The sequence below is a fragment of the Glutamicibacter protophormiae genome, assembly GCF_014647495.1.
Taxonomy (GTDB): domain Bacteria; phylum Actinomycetota; class Actinomycetes; order Actinomycetales; family Micrococcaceae; genus Glutamicibacter; species Glutamicibacter protophormiae.
Genome location: NZ_BMPH01000025.1, coordinates 1 through 19,525, shown reverse-complemented (window position 1 = coordinate 19,525; position 19,525 = coordinate 1). Strand labels below are relative to the sequence as shown.

General features: G+C 66.9%; 20 protein-coding genes and 1 pseudogene. 15 read left to right on the top strand and 6 right to left on the bottom strand.

Features of this window, described 5'->3' with window-relative positions:
* From IEY43_RS17915 to yczE, 3 genes and pseudogenes are all read right to left on the bottom strand, one after another.
* Positions 1 to 431 (bottom strand): annotated as a pseudogene (locus IEY43_RS17915) (HNH endonuclease); the annotation flags it as partial.
* Positions 432 to 498: 67 nt separating this feature from the next.
* Positions 499 to 1,101, bottom strand: a complete 603-nt coding sequence (locus tag IEY43_RS17910; protein WP_188950371.1) for a hypothetical protein — start codon at positions 1,099 to 1,101, stop codon at positions 499 to 501.
* A 58-nt stretch (positions 1,102 to 1,159) separates the two neighbouring features.
* On the bottom strand, positions 1,160 to 1,795 hold the full coding sequence (yczE, locus tag IEY43_RS17905; protein ID WP_188950370.1) for a membrane protein YczE: 636 nt from the start codon (positions 1,793 to 1,795) through the stop codon (positions 1,160 to 1,162).
* Positions 1,796 to 1,856: 61 nt separating this feature from the next.
* On the opposite strand from yczE, the gene yczR reads away from it, so the two are divergent.
* Complete coding sequence (yczR, locus tag IEY43_RS17900; protein WP_188950368.1) at positions 1,857 to 3,284, top strand: MocR-like transcription factor YczR; 1,428 nt, start codon at positions 1,857 to 1,859, stop codon at positions 3,282 to 3,284.
* 1 nt (position 3,285) lies between these two features.
* On the opposite strand, the gene IEY43_RS17895 is transcribed toward yczR, so the two are convergent.
* A complete protein-coding gene (locus tag IEY43_RS17895) occupies positions 3,286 to 3,906 on the bottom strand; it encodes a pyroglutamyl-peptidase I (RefSeq protein WP_188950366.1) in 621 nt (206 codons plus the stop codon).
* A 147-nt stretch (positions 3,907 to 4,053) separates the two neighbouring features.
* Here IEY43_RS17895 and IEY43_RS17890 point away from each other — a divergent pair, with 147 nt between their 5' ends.
* Positions 4,054 to 5,199: a DNA recombination protein RmuC gene (locus tag IEY43_RS17890; protein WP_229777488.1), complete on the top strand. Its 1,146-nt coding sequence runs from the start codon at positions 4,054 to 4,056 to the stop codon at positions 5,197 to 5,199.
* Between the two features lie 118 nt (positions 5,200 to 5,317).
* Here the strand turns inward: IEY43_RS17890 and IEY43_RS17885 are convergent, their stop codons facing one another.
* Positions 5,318 to 5,797, bottom strand: coding sequence for an inorganic diphosphatase (locus IEY43_RS17885; RefSeq protein WP_047119029.1), 480 nt, complete (start codon positions 5,795 to 5,797; stop codon positions 5,318 to 5,320).
* A 97-nt stretch (positions 5,798 to 5,894) separates the two neighbouring features.
* Here IEY43_RS17885 and dacB point away from each other — a divergent pair, with 97 nt between their 5' ends.
* The 13 genes from dacB (at position 5,895) to panC (ending at position 18,150) form a co-directional block, all read left to right on the top strand.
* Complete coding sequence (gene dacB / locus IEY43_RS17880) at positions 5,895 to 7,259, top strand: D-alanyl-D-alanine carboxypeptidase/D-alanyl-D-alanine endopeptidase (RefSeq protein ID WP_188950362.1); 1,365 nt, start codon at positions 5,895 to 5,897, stop codon at positions 7,257 to 7,259.
* 12 nt (positions 7,260 to 7,271) lie between these two features.
* Positions 7,272 to 8,195 (top strand): zinc-dependent metalloprotease, encoded by a 924-nt coding sequence (locus tag IEY43_RS17875; protein ID WP_188950360.1) that lies wholly within the window; start codon positions 7,272 to 7,274, stop codon positions 8,193 to 8,195.
* Complete coding sequence (gene tilS, locus IEY43_RS17870; RefSeq protein ID WP_229777487.1) at positions 8,192 to 9,118, top strand: tRNA lysidine(34) synthetase TilS; 927 nt, start codon at positions 8,192 to 8,194, stop codon at positions 9,116 to 9,118. The genes IEY43_RS17875 and tilS overlap by 4 nt, the downstream gene beginning before the upstream one ends.
* Positions 9,119 to 9,182: 64 nt before the next feature.
* Complete coding sequence (hpt, locus tag IEY43_RS17865; RefSeq protein WP_188950358.1) at positions 9,183 to 9,734, top strand: hypoxanthine phosphoribosyltransferase; 552 nt, start codon at positions 9,183 to 9,185, stop codon at positions 9,732 to 9,734.
* Between the two features lie 107 nt (positions 9,735 to 9,841).
* On the top strand, positions 9,842 to 11,767 hold the full coding sequence (gene ftsH / locus IEY43_RS17860; RefSeq protein WP_053797140.1) for an ATP-dependent zinc metalloprotease FtsH: 1,926 nt from the start codon (positions 9,842 to 9,844) through the stop codon (positions 11,765 to 11,767).
* Positions 11,768 to 11,776: 9 nt separating this feature from the next.
* Entirely contained in the window at positions 11,777 to 12,355 is a 579-nt protein-coding gene (gene folE / locus IEY43_RS17855; protein WP_188950356.1) for a GTP cyclohydrolase I FolE, read from the top strand.
* Between the two features lie 6 nt (positions 12,356 to 12,361).
* A complete protein-coding gene (gene folP, locus IEY43_RS17850) occupies positions 12,362 to 13,264 on the top strand; it encodes a dihydropteroate synthase (RefSeq protein ID WP_188950354.1) in 903 nt (300 codons plus the stop codon).
* Entirely contained in the window at positions 13,251 to 14,084 is an 834-nt protein-coding gene (folK, locus tag IEY43_RS17845) for a 2-amino-4-hydroxy-6-hydroxymethyldihydropteridine diphosphokinase (protein WP_188950351.1), read from the top strand. Before folP ends, folK begins: the two co-directional genes overlap by 14 nt.
* Complete coding sequence (locus tag IEY43_RS17840) at positions 14,081 to 14,554, top strand: DUF3180 domain-containing protein (protein ID WP_188950349.1); 474 nt, start codon at positions 14,081 to 14,083, stop codon at positions 14,552 to 14,554. The genes folK and IEY43_RS17840 overlap by 4 nt, the downstream gene beginning before the upstream one ends.
* The gene (locus IEY43_RS17835; RefSeq protein WP_229777486.1) at positions 14,535 to 15,020 is read left to right on the top strand and encodes a PH domain-containing protein; all 486 of its coding nucleotides are present in this window, start codon (positions 14,535 to 14,537) and stop codon (positions 15,018 to 15,020) included. The genes IEY43_RS17840 and IEY43_RS17835 overlap by 20 nt, the downstream gene beginning before the upstream one ends.
* On the top strand, positions 15,017 to 16,390 hold the full coding sequence (locus IEY43_RS17830; protein ID WP_188950345.1) for a PH domain-containing protein: 1,374 nt from the start codon (positions 15,017 to 15,019) through the stop codon (positions 16,388 to 16,390). Before IEY43_RS17835 ends, IEY43_RS17830 begins: the two co-directional genes overlap by 4 nt.
* A gap of 22 nt (positions 16,391 to 16,412) precedes the next feature.
* Positions 16,413 to 17,279 carry a Rossmann-like and DUF2520 domain-containing protein gene (locus IEY43_RS17825; RefSeq protein ID WP_188950343.1) on the top strand — a complete coding sequence of 289 codons (867 nt, stop codon included), beginning with the start codon at positions 16,413 to 16,415 and terminating at the stop codon, positions 17,277 to 17,279.
* 4 nt (positions 17,280 to 17,283) lie between these two features.
* Positions 17,284 to 18,150, top strand: a complete 867-nt coding sequence (gene panC, locus IEY43_RS17820) for a pantoate--beta-alanine ligase (protein WP_188950341.1) — start codon at positions 17,284 to 17,286, stop codon at positions 18,148 to 18,150.
* On the opposite strand, the gene IEY43_RS17815 is transcribed toward panC, so the two are convergent.
* On the bottom strand, positions 18,147 to 19,103 hold the full coding sequence (locus IEY43_RS17815; protein WP_188950340.1) for a nitronate monooxygenase: 957 nt from the start codon (positions 19,101 to 19,103) through the stop codon (positions 18,147 to 18,149). The genes panC and IEY43_RS17815 overlap by 4 nt on opposite strands.
* Positions 19,104 to 19,525: the final 422 nt, after the last annotated feature.

Sequence of the window (19,525 nt, the reverse complement as noted above, 5' to 3'; positions counted from 1 at the left end):
TGCAGCGGGGTGAGGATGGCCATGGCCTGGGGTTCGGTGAGTTCTCCGAGGGCGAAGCGCTGGGCGATGAAGGGGGTGTCTTCGGCGAGGATGCGGGCGTTGGCCAGGTAGGAGCGGTAGCCGTGGGGGTCGCGTTTGCGGGCCATGGCCACGGTGCTGGCTGCGCCGCGGGTGAGGTCGTTGGGGTGGGTGCCGTTGTTTTCGTTGGTGCGGAAGACTTCTTTTTCCAGCTGGTGGGCGAGCATGGCTTTGAGGTAGTCGTAGCCGGAGGTCAGGGCGGTGAGTTCTTCGATGGCGGCGGCGCAGTCGGCGGTGCTGCCGCACTCCAGGATGTGGGTGAGCTTGGTGGTCAGGGCGGTGAGCACGTTGGTGCATTCGGTGTGGACCGGGGGGATGGGTGGCCGGTGGCGTTGTTGCATTGCTTCGTACATGTGTTAATTGTACGGCTGTTAGTAGAACGTGTGTTCGAATTTGGTCTAAGCTTATCCTCAGGAAAAGCTAAAGATTATCCGCGAATTCCAGAAGCCGGGCAATGCCGGAGCGGGCTCCGAGTTCGTCGTTGTATCCCGAGCGGAGAATCGCTGCGGACACTGCCTGCGGGGTGATGCCCAATGTCTGGGCCACCGCCTTCTGCTGTCCGCGTACCCCGGGAGTTAACAAGTCGACGACAGCCCATTCGGACTCGCTGCGGGTGCGGATGGATTGGCCGAGCAGACGCAGCAGGCCTTCAAGTTCGGCGTCCAGTTCCGCGTTGCCGGTGGAGACGCAGATCGGTACGCGTTCCCCGCGGTGCTCCGCGGCATCGAGCGCGCCCTGGGCGCGTCGCAGGGCCCTGCCGTCGACCTGATCGGCCTCGGCGGGGACCGGTTCGTATAGCGCGCCGACCCCCAGTCCGACGTGGCAGAAATTCAGCCGGGCCGCACGCAGGACGGCGTCGACGGCGGCGTCGGCATCTGCCGGCACGCCTAGGAGCAGTTGGCCGCTGAGGGCCATGAACGCGGCCTGCGTGGAAACTTGGGCCAACTGGTGCCAAAGCGCCTCGCCGGCGGCGGCGACATCGGTGACCGAGCGGGGCCGGGGGCTGAGCGCAACGACAAACATGGCTTAAGTATTGCGTGCGTGGCCCGGTTTGTCGCGTATCCGAGTTTTATGGCGGAGGTCAGGTCCGCTGCGGCAGCCGCACGATGGTGTAGCGGAAGAACAGTTGGGTGGCCGGGCCGATGAGCAGCGCATAGGCTACGGTGCCCACGCCGACCGGGCCGCCCAGCAGCCAGCCCAATCCCAGCACCGACAGTTCAAGCACGGTGCGGATCAGCCGGATCGACAGCCCGGTGCGCAGGTGGAGCCCGGTCATCAGCCCATCGCGGGGGCCGGCCCCGAAATGGCTGCCGATGTACAGTGCGCCGCCCAGCCCGTTGACCAGGATCGCGAGGGCAACCACCAGCACCTGCCAGCCCAATCCATCGATGGCGGGGAAGAAGCGCAGGAAGAAGTCCAGCGCCAGACCCAGGTAGAGCGTATTGGCGACCGTGCCCAGGCCCGGCCACTGCTTGAGCGGAATCCACGCCAGCAGCACCAGGGCTCCGACCAAGATCACGATGGTGCCCAGGGACAGCGGCACGTGGTTCGCCAAGCCCAGATGCAGCACGTCCCAGGGGTCGACACCCAGCTGGGCGCGGATCAGCATCGCCATGGCCAGTGCATAGAGCGTGAGCCCGGCAAAGAGGTTGGCCAGGCGCAGCGGGAGGCGTCCGGCACTCAGCTGCTGGCGGGGAGTCAGGTTCGTGATGCTCATGTAGACAAGCTTCCGGTAAATTGGACTTGGAAAAAATAGCCAATTTTGAACTGGTGGATCCATGGGACGCATCACAGCCCCGACGCTGGCCCGAATGCTGGGGGAGCCGGACTCGTCTATGCCCGCCTACCGCTGGCTTTTCCTCGCGCTGCGCTCGCTCATCGCCAACGGCAGGATCCTGCACGGGACTGCGCTGCCCAGTGAACGCGACGCCGTGCTTGCCCTGGGGCTGAGCCGCACCACGGTCTCCCGAGCCTATGCCGAGCTGCGCGACTGCGGCTACGCCAGCTCCCGCCGCGGCTCGGGCACCGTGGCCCAGCTTCCCGGCGGGCCGGTGGCGGGCGGCGCCGAACCGCTGCCGCTGGGCGGTTTCGGTCCGCTGCCCGGAAATCAGGCGGTCGACCTGACCTGCGCGGCGCCCAACGCGCCCGCCGGAATGCTAGGGCAGTTCGAGGCCGCGCTGCACGAGCTTCCGCGCTACGCGGCGGGCATGGGCTACTACCCCCTGGGCATCGAGCCGCTGCGCGTGGCGCTGGCGGACTACTACACCGGGCGCGGGCTGCCCACCGGGCCGGAGCAGATCATCGTGACCTCCGGGGCGCTGTCCTCCGTGGCCGCCGCCGGACGCGCGGTGCTCGGGCGCGGCCAGATCGTGCTGGCCGAAACCCCGACCTATCCGAACTCGCTGCTGGCGTTGAAGGCCCACGGGGCGCGGACCGCCGCGGTGCCCATCGGGCCGCAGGGCTCGGACCTGGACCAGATCGCCGCCGCGCTGGGCGAGGTGCGGCCCGCGGCCATGCTCTGCCTGCCGGATTTCCACAACCCGGTGGGCACGTTGCTGGACGACGAGGGACGCGAACGCTGGGCTGCCGAACTGGACCGGGCGAGCACCGTGGGCATCATCGATGAAACCTGTGCCGAGCTGTGGCTGGACGCGCGCCCGCAAGTGCTGCCGATGGCCGCCTTTTCCCCGAACCTGGTCACCGTGGGCAGCGCCAGCAAATCGCACTGGGGAGGGCTGCGCCTGGGCTGGCTGCGCGCCCCGCGCCACCTGGCCGCCGCGCTGGCCCGCGCCCGGATGAGCATGGATTTGGGCGCTCCGGTGCTCGAGCAGCTGGTGCTGGCCAACCTGCTCTCTTCGGGGCAGACGCTGTCCGAGGCCACCCGCACCGCGCTGCGCGATAACCGCAACTGGATGATCGGGGAACTGGCCCGCACCCTGCCGGACTGGAAACCGAACCTGCCGGCCGGCGGGCTGAGCCTGTGGTGCCACCTGCCGCAGCCGCGTTCCACGGCCCTGGCCCGCCGGCTCAAGGCGGTGCTGCTGGCCCGCCGGCTCAAGGCGGTGCTGCTGGCCCCCGGGTCCACCTTCGCGGTCGAGGGGCACGGGCTGGAACACTACCTGCGCCTGCCTTTCGCGCAGGACCGCGCGCAGCTGGAAGCGGCGCTGCCGGCCATCGCCGCGGCCTGGGCGCAAGTGGTTGTCTAGCTCATAGGTTTGCTACCACGAGTTCGACGGCAGCGCACAGTTGCTGAAGGTCCCCCTTCGCATCATGCGTGGCGGGGGATGCGAGCCGCGGATCGGTTTCCCGCCCCACTCCAGGCTCCCCTCCGTCCGGGCGCAACGCCGGGACATGGATGAACAACGCCGGAACCGGCTGCCCATAGGCCAGGTAGGCGACGTGGTTGCAGACAAAGCTTCCGGCGTCCTCGGAAACCTGCGCGGCGAACCCGGCTGCGGCCAGCAACGCGGTGATGCGCTGGGCGTCGAGGCCCGATGGCAGCGACAACGGGCCGTTCGAGATGATCGTTTCGGCGCGGGGCTGGGCTCCGTCGTTGTCCGGGATCCGCGCATGGTCTTCGTTGACGGCCATTGCCTCCGGGGTGATCGCGGCGCGTCCGCCGGCCTCGCCCAGGCAAATCAGCGCATCGGGCCGGTGCTCTGCGAGCAGCGCGCAGAGCGTTTCGCCCGAACGATCGAAGGAAACCGGCAGGATCGCAGTGGACAGCCGGCGCCCGGCGACATTGGCCGGAAGCGCCGAAACCACCGCGCCGCTGGCGTTGAAATCATCGGTTCCGAAGGGTTCGAAGCCGGTCACCAGAATGTGCATGGCACCCATTATGCCGAACTGTCGGTGGTGGCTGGTAGAGATTGAGTTGCTCTCCAGCCGGTTCAGGGAAGGTTCAATTTCATGATTATTGCCGTTTTTATCCTAGTCATACTAAATATACTTGCGACAGTATGTATTGCCCTGCTGTTGATTCGGCGTACCGGCGGCGTGGATGACCAGGTGATTCGGGAGGCCGTGCGATCCACCCACGGCGAGTTGCGCCAGGACCTGGGCGCCCAGCGCGGCGAACTGCGCCAGACCCTTGGTGAGGTGCGCACGGAAATCGATGCAAAGCTCGGCTCGATGGCCGACGGCAACGCCCGGCGCCACCTGCAGCTGCAGACGCTGATGCAGGAGCAGATGGACAAGCTGCGTGCCGGCAATGAGGCCAAGCTGGAGCAGATGCGAGAGACCGTGGATGAGAAGCTGCAGGGCACGCTGGAGAAACGCCTGGGGGAGAGCTTCGAGCTGGTGAGCAAGCGGCTGGAAATGGTCCAGCAGGGGCTGGGAGAAATGCAGTCGCTTGCCCAGGACGTCGGCGGGCTCAAGCGTGTGCTGACCAACGTGAAAAGCCGCGGCACCTGGGGCGAGGTCCAGCTGGAGCGCCAGCTGGAGGACATCCTCACCCGGGACCAGTACGAGCAGAACGTCACGATTGTGCCCGGAAGCCGGGAGGCCGTCGAATTCGCGGTCATCCTGCCCGGACGCGAAGCTGGCACCATCTACCTGCCCATCGATTCCAAACTGCCGCAGGAGGACTACGAACGGCTGCTCGACGCCCAGGAATCGGGTGACAAGGCGGCCGTTGAACAGGCTAGCCGGGCGTTGGACAAGGCCATCATCGAGCAGGCCAAGCTGATCTCCGGCAAGTACATCGCCCCGCCGCACAGCACAGACTTCGCCATCATGTACCTTCCCACCGAGGGCCTGTTCGCGGAGGTGGTGCGCCGCCCGGGGCTGGCCAGCAAGCTGCAGACCGAGCACCGCGTGCTGGTCACCGGGCCGACCACGCTGATGAGCCTGCTGAACTCGCTGCAGATGGGCTTCAGGACGCTGGCCATCGAAAAGCGCAGCAGCGAGGTGTGGCAGGTGCTGGCCGCCGCAAAGGACGAGTTCCGCAAGTACGGGGATGTCTGGGACAAGCTGGGCAAGCAGCTCTCGGCCGCACAGAACACCGTGCAGGCCGCCGGAACTCGAACCCGCGCCGTGGAGCGGACCCTGCGGGATGTGGAAAGTAACCAGGTCACCGCGAGCTCCGAGGACGTGCTGCAAAACCTGCTGCCCGAGGCCTAGCGGCCGCCGCCTTTGCGGTGGTCCGGGTGTTCCCGGGCGACCCGGTGGGCTGAAAACGAAAACCACCGGCGGAGCAGATCGGATGATCTGCGCCGCCGGTGGTTCACATGGCCGAAGATTAGGCCTTGAAGCGCTCGATGGAGCGAGCCAGCTCGGCTTCGGCGGCCTCGCGGCCTTCCCAGCCCTCAGCCTTGACCCACTTGCCTGGCTCCAGGTCCTTGTAGCGGGTGAAGAAGTGCTCGATCTCCTTGATCAGCCACTCGTCGATGTCCTCGAGCTCCTTGATGTGGTCAAAGCGCTTGTCCGAAGGAACGCACAGCAGCTTGGCATCTCCGCCGCCGTCGTCGGTCATGTTGAACACGCCGATCGGGCGGGCCTCAACCACGACGCCTGGGATCAGGTCGACGCCCGGGATGTACACCATGGCGTCCAGCGGATCGCCGTCTTCGCCCAGGGTGTCGTCGAAGTAGCCGTAGTGGGTTGGGTACTGCATTGAGGTGAACAGTACGCGGTCCAAACGCAGACGGTGGGTCTCGTGGTCGATCTCGTACTTGACGCGCGATCCGGTAGGGATCTCGATGGTCACGTCGTGGCTCATGAAAAGCACACTCCTAAACTAGTCTTAGGGTTATCCGCCCTTAAGCGTATCGCCCCCGGGCGCTGCCTTGATAAACCCGCGAAAGGAATGTCACCGCATGAACACCGCCGCCCGTCGTGTGATCACACTGGGCGCGGCCGTGGTTGCCGTGGTGGGCATGGTGCTGGCCATGCTGTTCGCACCTCGTTTTTTCACCGGTGAGCCCGAAGCTTTTTACACCCCGGCCAGTGCGCAGATTGCGGAAAATGCCCCAGTCACCGTGCGGGACCTGAACCCCGATGCTGCCATGCCGGACACGGCCGTGTTCACCGCCCAGCTGGACGCGATCTTGGCGGACCAGGGTGATGGAACGAAGTTCACCGCCCAGGTGGTGGATGTCGCGACCGGCACCGTGCTTTATGACAAGAATTCAACTGCCAACGGCACCCCTGCCTCCAGCCTGAAGGTGGTCACCGCCCTGGCGGCCGTGGATGTGCTGGGCGCCGACACCCAGCTGGGCACCAGCGTTTGGCTGGATGGGGAGACCCTGGTGCTGCGCGGCGGGGGAGACGTGCTGCTGGGCGACGGCGCCTCGGATCCGACGTCCACCAAGGGCTACGCGGGGCTCGGGACGCTGGCCGAAAAGACCGCCATCGAGCTGGAAAAGCGCGGCGTGGACTCCGTGAAGCTGTGGCTCGACGACTCGCTGTTCGGCCTCGCGCAGTCCAACCCGGACTGGGACAAGTCCCTGTTCACCTCGAACAACATCGCGCCGGTCTACCCGCTGGCGCACTACTCGGGCCGCGCGGGCGAGAACCTCGCCTCCCCGTACCAGTCGGATTCGGCGCAACAGGCGCGCCAGGTGTTCGCCGCCGCGCTGGGTTCCTCGATCAAGGTGGCGCAGGGCGGACGCGGAGCCTACGAAGGCGGCGAGCAGATCGCCGAGGTTCGCTCGGCCCCGCTGCGCGACGTGGTCAAGCACATGCTGCTGGTCTCGGACAACTACATCGCCGAAACCCTGGGCCGACTCGTAGCCCTGGCCGAAGGCCTTCCCCCGGAACAGGCGGGGCCCGCGGTGACCAAGGCGGCGGGGGAACACGGTGCCCAGGGGGCGGCGCTGTCCGATGCCAGCGGGCTGGCCGCCGTCAACCAGATCTCGCCGGCGGCGCTGACCGCGGTGCTGCGCTCTGCAGCCACCAGCGGCAAGGCGGGGATGCGCGAGCTGATCTATTCGCTGCCCGTGGCCGGATACAACGGCACGCTGATGCAGCGTCTCGGCGCAGATGCGACCCTGGGGATGGTCCGCGCCAAGACCGGTTCGCTGACCGGGGTGGCCACGCTGACCGGCATGACGCTGACCGAGGACGGCAGGCTGCTGGCCTTCTCCATTTTCGCCAACCAGCCGGACGGCACGCTCGCACCGCACAAGCCAATCATCGACCAGGCAGTCACCGCCATCCGCGGCTGCGGCTGCCGGGCATAGTCAGGAGCACGCATGAAGCAATTCATTGACTGGGACGTCGCCGTCGGAACCGCCAGGACCCTGATGCCGGCCGGCCCCGCTATCGACGGGCGGCAAGCGGCGCGGATTGTCGAGGAGCTGCGCATCGCCGGAGGCCAGGGCCTGGTCGAGGCGGAGAAGATCTCCAAGTTGAGCTCCACCGAGCCTGCCCAGACGCTCGTGGTGGACCGCGCAGGCTGGGCGCAAGCGGTCAGCCAGAACTTCGCGGCGATGCTCCCGGAAGGAATCGATGCCCCGGGCGCGGTGCCGCTGGTGGCAGGGGCGGAGCTCGGCGCGGTGCTCGCGGTGCTCGGCACTCGCGTGCTGGGGCAGTTCGACCCCTTCGTCGGCCCCCGGCTGCTGCTCAACGCCCCGACCATCACCCAGCTGCGCGGCGAACTGAACCTGAACGCGAAGGACTTCTACCTGTGGATCGCCACCCATGAGCAGACCCACCGGTTGCAGTTCGAGCATGCGCCGTGGATTCCGGGGGTCATGAAGCAGACCCTGGCCGAGGTGTTCGAGCCGCTGCGCGGCACCACGCATTCGCTCAACGACCTGGGATCCAGGCTCAAGGCCATGAAGTCGGAGGTCAGCGAGCTGACCAGCATCATGTCGGTGCTGGAAGGACACGCCATGGTGGTGATGAACGACGTGAAGTCCATCGGCACCATCAAGACCATCCGCCGCCGCTTCGAGGCGCGCGGGGAGAACCGTTCGGCGCTGGCCACCCTGGTCGGCAAGCTGCTGGGCATGGAAGCCAAGGCGCTGCAGTACAAGCGCGGGGCGAAGTTCGTGGGCCACCTGGTCGACGAGATCGGTCACGAAGGCTTCAACACGATCTTCAGCGAACGCGAACTGTTCCCCAGCGCCGACGAGCTAGACCATCCCGAACGCTGGCTGGCCCGCACCCGATGAGCCGTCCCATCGACCGGGCGCGCACCGCGGTCGCCGCGATGGCTCCATCGGGACTGAGCCTGGTTGCGGTCTCCGGAGGCGCGGACTCGCTGGCCCTGGCGGTCGCGGCCAGCCAGCTGCCGGGGGCCTTCGGCGCGGTGGTCGTGGACCACGGGCTGCAACCCGGCAGTGCCCAGGCAGCGGACCGGGCTGCGCAGCAGTGCCGTGAGCTCGGACTGGACCCGGTGCTGGTGCGGCGTGTGCGCACCCGTCCCGATGAGGCTTCGGCGCGCACCGCCCGCTACGAAGCCTTCGAACGCGCGCTGGAGTCGACCGGAGCGCAGCGCATCCTGCTCGGCCATACCCGCGATGACCAAGCCGAACAGGTGCTGCTGGGTCTGCTGCGCGGTTCGGGAATCCGGTCGCTGGCCGGCATGCCTGCGGTGCGCGGGGCCTACGCGCGCCCGCTGCTGGGACTGGCCCGGGAAGATACCGAGCAGATCTGCGCCGGCGCCGGGCTGGAGTACTGGGAAGACCCCAGCAATACGGATACCACCTACCGCCGCAACCTGGTGCGCGGCGAAATCATGCCTTACCTGCGAGAACATCTTGGCGGGCACATCCCGCAGGCGTTGGCGCGCACAGCGCAGCTGGCCGCGGCGGATGCCGACGCACTGGACCTGTGGGCCGGCCGGGCCTGGGCCGAGCACGGAACAGACCTCAAGGCGCTGGCAGCCCTGCCGCCGGCCGTGGCGTCCCGCGTGCTGCGTCTGGCCGCCGCGGAAGCGGGCGCCAAAAACGTTGGCCGGGAGCGAACAGCGGCCCTGTGCGCTCTGGCCGGGGTCGGTACGGCAAAGTCCAAATCAGCCGGGCCCGTGCAGTTGGACGGGAAAATCAGTGCCTACCGCCGAAGCCCGGTGATTGTTTTCACCGACTCGCTCTAAGCAACCACCGGTGAAATGTGGCACTCTAGGTAGGTACCACACCTCTAGAATCAGGAGAACCCTCGTGGATTCCAATGCCGTCAAGGCCGATCTGACACATGTTCTGTACACCAAGGAAGAAATCCAGACCCGAGTCGAAGAACTGGCAGCGCAGATCGACAAGGACTACCAGGGTCGCGACATCCTCGTCGTCGGAGTGCTGAAGGGCGCGGTCATGATCATGGCCGACCTGGTTCGTGCTCTTGAATCCCATGTGAGCATGGACTGGATGGCCGTTTCCTCCTATGGTTCCGGAACCCAGTCCTCCGGCGTGGTGCGCATCCTGAAGGACCTGGACTCGGACCTCATGGGCAAGCACGTGCTCATCGTCGAAGACATCATCGATTCCGGCCTGACCCTGTCCTGGCTCAAAGCGAACCTGGAGTCGCGCGGCCCGGCCAGCGTCGAGATCTGCACGCTGCTGCGCAAGCCCGCAGCCGCCAAGGTCGAGATCGACGTGAAGTACGTCGGCATGGATATTCCCAACGAATTCGTCGTCGGGTACGGGCTGGACTACGCGGAGAAGTACCGCAACCTTGACTGCGTGGGCACCCTTGCCCCGCACATCTACGAGTAGGGAACTTTTCGCGCCGGCCGGGCGTTGAGAAGAATCGAAGGTGGCGTGCCCCGGACGCCATGACAGCGGGTGAGGGAGATGCGTAGGGCGCGGGACCCGGCGGATCAATGAAAACAAAGAAGCTATTTAACAGCTGGATCATCTGGGTTCTCGTGGGCGTCGTTGCAGTCGTCCTGTTCCTGCCGATGGTGTTCGGCAACAACACGGCCAAGGTCGACACTTCGCAGGGCCTGCATGAGCTGTCCAGCGGCAATGTGACCCAGGCGAAGATCTTCGACGGGGACCAGCGCGTGGATCTGACGCTGCGCAATGCGCTGACCGTCGACGGTGTCGAAAAGGGCACCAACGTCAGCTTCTTCTATTCCTCGGCCCGCGCAGAGCAGGTGGTCGACGCGATCAACGACGCGAAGCTGGACAAGTTCACCGACCAGCCGGTGGAGAGTAACTGGCTGTTGTCGATGCTCGGCGTGATCGTGCCATTCCTGCTGATCGCCGGCATCTTCTGGTTCATCCTCGCCCGCTCGCAGGGCGGCGGCTCCAAGGTCATGCAGTTCGGCAAGTCCAAGGCGAAGCTGATCACCAAGGACATGCCGCAGGTGACCTTCAAGGACGTCGCGGGGGCCGACGAGGCCGTGGAGGAGCTCCACGAAATCAAGGAGTTCCTGCAGGAGCCTGCGAAGTTCCAGGCTGTGGGCGCCAAGATCCCCAAGGGCGTGCTGCTCTACGGCCCTCCGGGCACCGGCAAGACCCTGCTCGCCAAGGCCGTGGCCGGCGAGGCCCAGGTGCCGTTCTACTCGATCTCCGGTTCTGACTTCGTGGAGATGTTCGTCGGCGTGGGCGCCTCGCGTGTGCGCGACCTGTTCGAACAGGCCAAGAACAACTCCCCGGCCATTATCTTCGTCGACGAGATCGACGCGGTGGGCCGCCACCGCGGCGCCGGCATCGGCGGCGGCAACGACGAGCGCGAGCAGACCCTGAACCAGCTGCTGGTGGAGATGGACGGCTTCGACGCCACCACCAACGTCATTCTGATCGCCGCGACCAACCGTCCGGACGTGCTGGACCCGGCGCTGCTGCGCCCGGGCCGCTTCGACCGCCAGATCCCGGTGGAGGCGCCGGATCTGAAGGGCCGCGAAGACATCCTGAAGGTGCACGTGAAGGGCAAGCCGATGGACGCCACGGTGGACCTGAACGCGGTGGCCAAGAAGACCCCTGGCTACACCGGCGCCGACTTGGCCAACGTGCTGAACGAGGCGGCGCTGCTCACCGCGCGCTCGAACGCGAACCTGATCGACGACCGCGCGCTGGACGAGGCCATCGACCGCGTCATGGCCGGCCCGCAGAAGCGCACCCGCCTGATGGACGAGCACGAGCGCAAGGTCACCGCCTACCACGAGGGCGGCCACGCCCTGGTCGCCGCGGCGATGAACCAGACCGCGCCGGTCACCAAGATCACCATTCTGCCGCGCGGCCGCGCCCTGGGCTACACCATGGTGGTGCCGGAGTCGGACAAGTACTCGGTGACCCGCAACGAGCTGCTGGACCAGATGGCCTACGCCATGGGCGGCCGCGTCGCCGAGGAGATCGTGTTCCACGATCCGTCCACCGGAGCCAGCAACGACATCGAGAAGGCCACCGCCACCGCGCGCAAGATGGTCACCGAATACGGCATGAGCGAGAAGGTCGGCGCGGTGCGCCTGGCCAGCTCCGCCGCGGAGCAGCAGATGGGCACCGGGGCGCGCGAGTACTCGGACGAGATGGCCCACCTGGTCGACGAGGAGGTGCGCCAGCTCATCGAGGGCGCGCACAACGACGCCTACTGGGCGCTGACCACCAACCGCCACGTGCTCGACCGGCTGGCCCTGGCCCTGCTGGAACGCGAGACGCTGAACCAGAAGGAGATCGCGGAGATCTTCTCGGACCTGGTGAAGATCGACAAGCGCGTGGTGTGGCTGTCCAACGACGAGCGTCCGGTGCACCCCGAAGGCCCGGTGTTGAGCCCCAAGGAGCGCGCCGCGCAGTCGACCGACTAGGATCGAAGCGTGACTGAAGAAAATCTGATCGACCAGCCGCGCATCGCGGCAGCCGTGCGCGAAATCCTGCTGGCCATCGGCGAGGACCCGGACCGCGACGGCCTGCAGGATACCCCCAAGCGGGTGGCCAAGGCCTACGCGGAATTCTTCGCCGGGCTGCACCAGGGCCCCGAGGAACACCTGTCCACCACCTTCGACATCGAGCACGACGAGATGGTGCTGGTGAAGGACATCGCGTTCTACTCGACCTGCGAGCACCACCTGGTGCCGTTCTACGGCCGCGCCCATATCGGGTACATCCCGGGCAAGGGCGGCAAGGTCACCGGCCTGTCCAAGCTGGCCCGGCTGGTGGAGGTCTTCGCCCGCCGCCCGCAGGTGCAGGAACGGCTGACCACGCAGATCGTGGACGCCCTGGTCGAGCACCTGAACCCCTCCGGCGCGATCGTCGTCGTCGAATGCGAGCACATGTGCATGTCGATGCGCGGCGTCCAGAAGCCGGGCGCGAAGACCGTCACCAGCGCGGTCCGCGGCCAGCTGCGCGAGACCGCCACCCGCGCCGAAGCAATGAGCCTGATTCTCGGAAGGTAACACCCTATGTCTCTTGGAGCAATCCCCGGCACCGGTCCGGCCACCAGCCCGCTGACCGTGATCCGCAAGATCAAGCAGAAAACGTTCGCCGACTTGCCTACCGACCGCACCCTGGTGATGGGCATCCTGAACGTCACCGAGGACTCCTTCTCCGATGGAGGCGCCTACCTGCAGCGCGAGGCCGCCATCGCGCAGGGCCTGAAGCTGCTCTACGCCGGCGCCGACATCATCGACGTGGGCGGGGAATCCACCCGTCCCGGCGCGGTTGCGGTCGACCCGGTTCTCGAGCAGGAGCGCATCCTGCCCGTCATCGAGGCGCTGGTCAAGGCCGGAGCCGTGGTCTCCGTGGACACCATGCACGTGGACACCGCCCGCGCGGCCATCGCCGCCGGCGCGCACCTGATCAACGACGTCTCCGGGCTGACTTACGAGGCCGGCATGCCGGAGCTGATCGCGCACACCGGCGTGCCCTACGTGCTGATGCACCGCCGCGGCACCGCGCAGAACATGGTCGCCAAGGCCGACTACCAGGACGCGGCCGCCGAGGTGCTGGCCGAGCTGCGTGCGCTGCGCGACGACTTCGTGGCCCGCGGCGTGGCGCCGGAGCAGATCATCCTGGATCCGGGACTGGGCTTCGCCAAGGACGCCGCGCACAACTGGGCCCTGCTCAAGAACCTCAAGGCCTTCGAGGACCTGGGCCACCGCGTGCTGGTCGGCACCAGCCGCAAGCGCTTCCTGGGCGAGGTGCTGGCCGAGGGCGGCGCCGCCCGCGAACCGCTGGGCCGCGACGCGGCGACCCTTGCCACCACCGTGCTGGCGGCCGCCGACGGCGCCTGGGCGGTGCGCGTGCACGACGTGCAGGGATCTCGCGACGCCCTGAAAGTCGTGAAGGCCCATGGATCGCATTAGCATTTCCGGGATTTCCGCGACCGGCTACCACGGCGTCTTCGATTTCGAGAAGCGCGACGGGCAGGGCTTCGTCATCGACGTGGTGCTGCATGTGGACATCTCCCGCGCGGCGGCCAGCGACAACGTGGCCGACACCGTGCACTACGGCGAGGTCAGCGAGCTGGTGGTCGCCCAGATCCAGGCCGGGCCCTGGGATTTGATCGAGAAGCTGGGCAGCGAGGTCGCCGACGCGATCCTGGCCGCCTACCCGACCGTGGCCACGGTCGAGGTGGTGGTGCACAAGCCGCAGGCCCCGATCCCGGTGCCGTTCAGCGACGTGAGCATTTCGCTGACCCGGCACCAGTTGCAGCACACCGCGGTCATCGCGCTGGGCGCCAACCTGGGCGACCCGCAGGCCACGCTGGCCGCCGCCGTGGCGGAGCTGGGCGCAGAGCTGGAGATCCTGAAGACCTCCCCGCTGGCGGTCACCAAGCCCGTGGGCGGCCCGCCGGACCAGCCGGACTACACCAACCAGGTCATCGAGGTGCGCACGCAGCGCTCCCCGCATGAGCTGCTGGACCTGTGCCAGCGCATCGAGGCCGCGCACCATCGCACCCGCGAGGTGCGCTGGGAGGCGCGCACGCTGGACCTGGACCTGATCACCTACGACCACCTGGTGCTCGATGACCCGAGGCTGACGCTGCCGCATCCGCGCGCGGCCCTTCGCGGCTTCGTGCTGGCGCCGTGGAGCTGGATGGACCCGGATGCCGTGCTCGGAGGCCAGCTGGTTTCCCGGCTGGCGGCGCAGGCCGCGGACACCAAGGACATCATCCGGCTATGACCCGGCTGAAGGTTCTCTCGCTGGTGTGGTGCACCCTGCTCGGCGCGGTGCTGGGCTGGATCGCGCTGCGCCTGTTCGTCGCGGCCGGGCGTCCAACCCCGGTGCTGGACTACACGGCGCTGTATTCGCTCGGGGCGGTGTGCGCGGTGGTGCTGTTCCTGGGGATCCGGGTCAAGCGCTCGACCCTGGGCAAGGCGCACTTCGACGCGATCGCCGCGGCCCGCACCCTGGTGCTGGCCCAGGCCGCGGCCTACGCCGGCGCGCTGATCACCGGATGGCACCTGCCGGCGTTGGTGAACCTGTGGGTGAACGCCGGCGCCTCGCCGAGCCTGACCCGCGCGATCGTGCTGGCCGGGGCGGGCCTGTTCATGGTGGTCATCGGGTATATTGTGCAGCACCTTTGCAAACTTCCACCCGAAGATCCGGAGGACACCGCCGATGGAATCGCCGATGGAACGGTCACCGAATGACTTCCAGCCGGTCGCACCCGAATACTTCACCGTCAAGCTGATCGGCTGGGCGCTGAACACCGGGCTGTACCTGCTGGTCGCGCTGGCGCCGCTGGTCCTGCGGCTGTTCGGCGTGCAGACCCCGCTGTGGCTGGTCATTGCGCCGCCGCTGGCGGTGCTGCTCATCGCGCTGCCTGCGCTGCGCCTGCTGCGCCGCCGCGTGCGGGCGCTGGGCTACCTGGAACGCGAAGAAGACCTCGTGGTGCGCTCCGGGGTGATGTGGCGCAAGCAGCTGGTGATCCCCTACGGGCGGATGCAGTACGTGGAAGTCACCAGCGGACCGCTGGAACGCAAATACGGGCTGTGCAAGCTCACCCTGAACACCGCCTCCGGCTCCGCCACCGCCGTGATCCCCGGCCTTGCGGAGCACACCGGCCGGGACCTGAGGGAACGGCTGAGCGCCGCGGGCGAAGCGAAGATGTTATGACCGAGCAGTGGCAGCGGGTCCATCCGGCCAGCCCGTTCGTGCGCGGCTGGGTGGCCATCGTGGGCCTGGCCTACATCTACTGGCAGAACACCAACGACCTGACGCTGGCCGAGCGGCTCAGCGGCGAAAGGCTGCGCTGGACCGTGCTGATCGGTGCGGGCGCACTGCTGGTGGTGCTCGTCTTCTACGCCTTGTCCTGGTACTTCACCCGCTACAGGATCACCGGCACGCACGTGTACGTGAACTCCGGAATGGTCTTCCGCAGCCAGAAGCAGGCGCGCATCGACCGGGTGCAGGGCATCGAGGTGGCCCAGCCGCTGGTGGCCCGGCTCCTGGGGCTGGCCGAGCTGCACTTCGACGTGGCCGACGGCAGCCAATCCATGCTGCGCCTGTCCTTCCTGCGCAAGGCCGACGCGCAGCGGCTGCGAGCGCTGATCCTGGGCCGGGCGCAGGCCGCCCGGAACGGCCAGGCGCCGCTCGACGGGCAGGAGGCGGACTCGGTCCCGGACACCGCAGCATCCGCGGCGCAGGCTCCTGACCCCGACGTGCTGATGGCCAGGGTGCCCCACGGCCGGCTGCTCGCCTCGCTGTTCCTGCGTATGCCCACCATCATCGGCGTGCTCAGCGCGCTGGCCCTGGGCATCATGACGCTCAGCGGGGTCGGCGGCATGGCGGCCGGCCTGATCCCGGCGCTGCTGGGCTTCGGCGGCTGGTTCTACAAGGAACTGAACAACTCCTGGAATTTCAGCGCCGCCGCCACCGATACCGGGCTGCGCGTGAGCCGCGGCCTGGCGGACACCCGCCAGCAGTCCATCCCCGCCGGCCGCGTCCAGTCCATCCAGGTCAGTTCCCCGGCCCTGTGGCGGCTGCTGGGCTGGTACCGGGTCGAGGTCAACGCGCTGGGCGTGGGGTCGCAGGAGGAAGCCCAGAACCTGCTGGTGCTGCCGGTCGGGGACTTCGACGCGGTGGCCCGGGTCATGGGCATCCTGCTCCCGGACCTCGGGGTGGAACGCCAGCGGGAGGTGCTGTTCACCGCGATCAACTCCGGCGGCGAGGACCACGGATTCACGCTCTCCCCGCACCGGGCCAAACCGCTGTCCCCGGGCGCGTGGAAGAACCAGGGTTTCCTAGCCACGGACACCACGGTGATCTCGCGCTACGGCTGGCTCGGCCGGATCACTGCCTTCACCGCACACAACCGGGTGCAGGGCATCATGCTGCGCCAGGGCCCGCTGGAGCGCCGCCGCCAGCTGGCCGGGCTGCGCATCTACAGCGCCGGCGGCACGGTCACCGGCTACATACAGCAGGTTGATGCCCAAATCGCTGGTAAGTTCTTGGAGGAACAATCCCGCCGCATCGCCGGCAGGTAATACTCGTCGCGGAAGGTAGGACGTGGACGCACCACGCTTGGGAATCGGCATCATCTCCGCCGGCAAGGTCGGCACGGTGCTCGGGGCGGCGCTGGCCGCCAGCGGCCACCGAATCACCGGAATCCATGCGGTCTCGCAGGATTCAAGGGACCGCGCCGACGCGCTGCTGCCCGGGGTCGAGATCCTGGACCCGGCAGAGATCCTGCGGCGCAGCGAACTGGTGCTGTTTGCGGTGCCGGACGACGTGCTGGGAGAACTGGTGGCGGGGCTCGCCGCCGCAGGCCACTTCACCACCGGGCAGCTGATTGCCCATACCGCCGGACGCTATGGCACGCGAATCCTGCAGCCGGCGCTGGATGCCGGAGCCTTCGGGCTGGCCATCCACCCGGCCATGACCTTCACCGGCATGAGCATGGACTTGCAGCGGCTGACCGACTGCGTCTTCGCGGTGACGGCCGACGAGATCATGCTGCCGGTAGCCCAGGCGCTGGTCGTGGAGATGCGCGGGGAGCCGGTGGTCATCGCCGAGCACGACCGCGTCAGCTACCACGCGGCGCTGGCCCACGCGGCCAACCACCTGAACACCATCACCGCGCAGTCAGCGGACATGCTGCGCCGCATCGGGGTCGACGAACCGTCGAATACGCTGCGCGCCCTGATGTATGCGAGCCTGGACAACGCGTTGCGCTCGGGCGCCGGCGCGCTGACCGGCCCGGTGTCCCGGGGGGATGTAGGAACGGTGCAGGCGCACCTCGCCGCGCTGGAAGCGGACCCGGCAGAAACGAACGACAGCTATCGCAGCCTCTCCCGGGCCACCGCGTTGCGGGCGGCCGCCCGGGGCCTGATATCCCAGTCGACGCTCGAGGAACTGCTGCGAGTTCTAGAATAAGAGGGTGAAAACCCCAAGAATCGTCAAGACCCGCAGCGAATTGAAGGCAGCCATTGCGGAGGCGAACCCCGGGTCGCTGGGCTTTGTCCCGACCATGGGAGCCCTGCACGACGGGCACGCGTCGCTGTTCAAGGCCGCCCGCGAGGAAAACGAACTCGTTGTCATTTCGGTCTTCGTGAACGAGCTGCAGTTCAACGACACCGCCGACTATGCCAAGTATCCGCGCACCCTGGATGCCGATGTCCAGGTGGCCGCCGGCGCCGGCGTCGACATCGTGTTCGCGCCCGAAGCCCGGGAAATCTACCATGCAGGGCTGCCGCTGATCCGTCTGAACTCCGGCGCCCTGGGCGAAATGTACGAGGGCGCCTCCCGCCCGGGGCATTTCGACGGAATGCTGGCCGTGGTGGCCAAGCTCCTGCACCTGGCCGATCCGCGCCAAGGTGAATACCGCGCCTACTTCGGGCAGAAGGACGCCCAGCAGGTGGTGCTGATCCGGCGCATGGTCGCCGACCTGGACTATGCAGTCGAGCTCCGCTCGGTGCCGATCGTGCGCAGCGAGAAGGGTTTGGCGCTGTCCAGCCGCAATTCGCTGCTCAACGAGGAACAGCTCCAGGCCGCCCTGGTGCTGCACCGGGCGATTGCGTTGATCGCCGGCCGTGCTGAGCGCAACGAGCCGCTGAACCTGGACGATGCTATCGGCATGTTCCAGATGGAGCCGCTGGTGGAGCTCGACTACTTCGTGGTGGTCGATCCGGGCAACCTGCAGGAATTGGCATTCAATTGCCAGGACACCCCCTTCACCGGGGAAGGCCTGATCCTGGTCGCCGCCACCGTGGGCGGAGTGCGGTTGATCGACAACCAGCCGATCTAGGCGAAGCGCTGGGCGGCCTCCGCCAGAATCCTGCGGAAGCCGCCCAGCTCGGCGAGCACCTCGGCGCAGGTTTCCTCGCGCTGGACGAATTCAACGGCCTGGCCCGCATAAACCGGAGCCAGCGCCACATCCGCCTCGGCGCGGGCGCGCACCATGCGCTGGCGCAGGTCCTCGGTAGCTTCCAAGGAATCAAGGTCGGCGGCGTAACGCCTGCTGAAGTCATTGGCCAGGGCGCGGCCGCCGAATTCGGGAGCCCACGGCAGCTGCTGGGCGATGTCGAAGGCCCGCGTATAGACGGTGTCATCCAGCCCCGAGGCGCGCACCGCCGCTTTCAGGTTCTCGTGTCCGCTGGATTCCTTGGTAGACAGGAAACGGGTTCCGATCCATGCCGCGTCGGCGCCGGCGGCAAGCACTGCGGCGATCCCAGCGGCGGTTCCGATGCCTCCTGCTGCAACTACGGGCTTCTGCCTCTGCGCGCAGGCCCGCTGCAGCAGCGGCAGCGTCCCGGATTCATTGCGACCGTGGCCGCCGCCTTCGCCGCCTCGGGCGATGATGATGTCGATGTCATCCTGCATGGCACGATCCAGATCTGCGGCGTTGCCAACCTGCATGGCAGTCAGGACACCCGCTTCGTGGGCCAGGGCCGCGGCGCGGGTGACGTCGCCGAAGCTGATGGACACCAGGGCGGGGCCGTATTCGAGAAACGATTCGAGCGGCGACAGGTCAGCCTCCAGCGCCCAGCCCATGAAACCGGCACCCCATGGTGTGTCGATTTCCGATACGAGGGATGCCTGCGTTTTGATCCACTCGGCAGTAGGGGTTGGAGAGACCCCGATCATCCCGACTGCACCGGCCGCGCTGACAGCGGCAGCCATGGCACCGCCCGCGGCACCTGCCATAGGGGCATTGAAGATCGGGTCGCGGTATCCAAGTAGTTTCTGCAGGTCGCTCATAAGCCCAGACTAGAACAGCTCAAGGAATGTGACCTAGAACGCGGCGCTACGATTTGAATCATCCCGAAAGGCCCTGTATAGTTTTTATCTGTTGCCGCAAGAGAAACAGCACGGAATACACGAGCTGTTTACGCGGCAGCCAATCACTTTTCACTTGAAGATTTCGACCGATTTTGATCGGATTACGAAATCTGGTAAGCTTGAAAAGTTGCTCCGGAGCGAAGCAGTTCGAACCTCAGGGTTCGGGGTGTGGTGTCGAGAGTGTTTGTTGTTTGAGAACTCAATAGTGTGCCAAGTTTGTTGATACCAAATTATTTTTTGTTTGGTGAATACGAAACATTTTGCTTGGGATGATACACCCCCGTGTGTTGTTCCAAGTGTTTTTATTCGCCAGGATTTATACATCACGTGTGGCCCCGTCT

What these genes read in the sequence shown, in the direction of transcription:
- yczR (WP_188950368.1), top strand. Translation starts at nt 1,857, where the DNA reads ATGGGACGCATCACAGCCCCGACGCTGGCCCGAATGCTGGGGGAGCCG.
- IEY43_RS17895 (WP_188950366.1), bottom strand. Translation starts at nt 3,906, where the DNA reads ATGCACATTCTGGTGACCGGCTTCGAACCCTTCGGAACCGATGATTTC.
- dacB (WP_188950362.1), top strand. Translation starts at nt 5,895, where the DNA reads ATGAACACCGCCGCCCGTCGTGTGATCACACTGGGCGCGGCCGTGGTT.
- ftsH (WP_053797140.1), top strand. Translation starts at nt 9,842, where the DNA reads ATGAAAACAAAGAAGCTATTTAACAGCTGGATCATCTGGGTTCTCGTG.
- yczE (WP_188950370.1), bottom strand. Translation starts at nt 1,795, where the DNA reads ATGAGCATCACGAACCTGACTCCCCGCCAGCAGCTGAGTGCCGGACGC.
- IEY43_RS17835 (WP_229777486.1), top strand. Translation starts at nt 14,535, where the DNA reads ATGGAACGGTCACCGAATGACTTCCAGCCGGTCGCACCCGAATACTTC.
- folK (WP_188950351.1), top strand. Translation starts at nt 13,251, where the DNA reads ATGGATCGCATTAGCATTTCCGGGATTTCCGCGACCGGCTACCACGGC.
- IEY43_RS17840 (WP_188950349.1), top strand. Translation starts at nt 14,081, where the DNA reads ATGACCCGGCTGAAGGTTCTCTCGCTGGTGTGGTGCACCCTGCTCGGC.
- IEY43_RS17875 (WP_188950360.1), top strand. Translation starts at nt 7,272, where the DNA reads ATGAAGCAATTCATTGACTGGGACGTCGCCGTCGGAACCGCCAGGACC.
- IEY43_RS17885 (WP_047119029.1), bottom strand. Translation starts at nt 5,797, where the DNA reads ATGAGCCACGACGTGACCATCGAGATCCCTACCGGATCGCGCGTCAAG.
- folP (WP_188950354.1), top strand. Translation starts at nt 12,362, where the DNA reads ATGTCTCTTGGAGCAATCCCCGGCACCGGTCCGGCCACCAGCCCGCTG.
- tilS (WP_229777487.1), top strand. Translation starts at nt 8,192, where the DNA reads ATGAGCCGTCCCATCGACCGGGCGCGCACCGCGGTCGCCGCGATGGCT.
- IEY43_RS17910 (WP_188950371.1), bottom strand. Translation starts at nt 1,101, where the DNA reads ATGTTTGTCGTTGCGCTCAGCCCCCGGCCCCGCTCGGTCACCGATGTC.
- IEY43_RS17830 (WP_188950345.1), top strand. Translation starts at nt 15,017, where the DNA reads ATGACCGAGCAGTGGCAGCGGGTCCATCCGGCCAGCCCGTTCGTGCGC.
- IEY43_RS17815 (WP_188950340.1), bottom strand. Translation starts at nt 19,103, where the DNA reads ATGAGCGACCTGCAGAAACTACTTGGATACCGCGACCCGATCTTCAAT.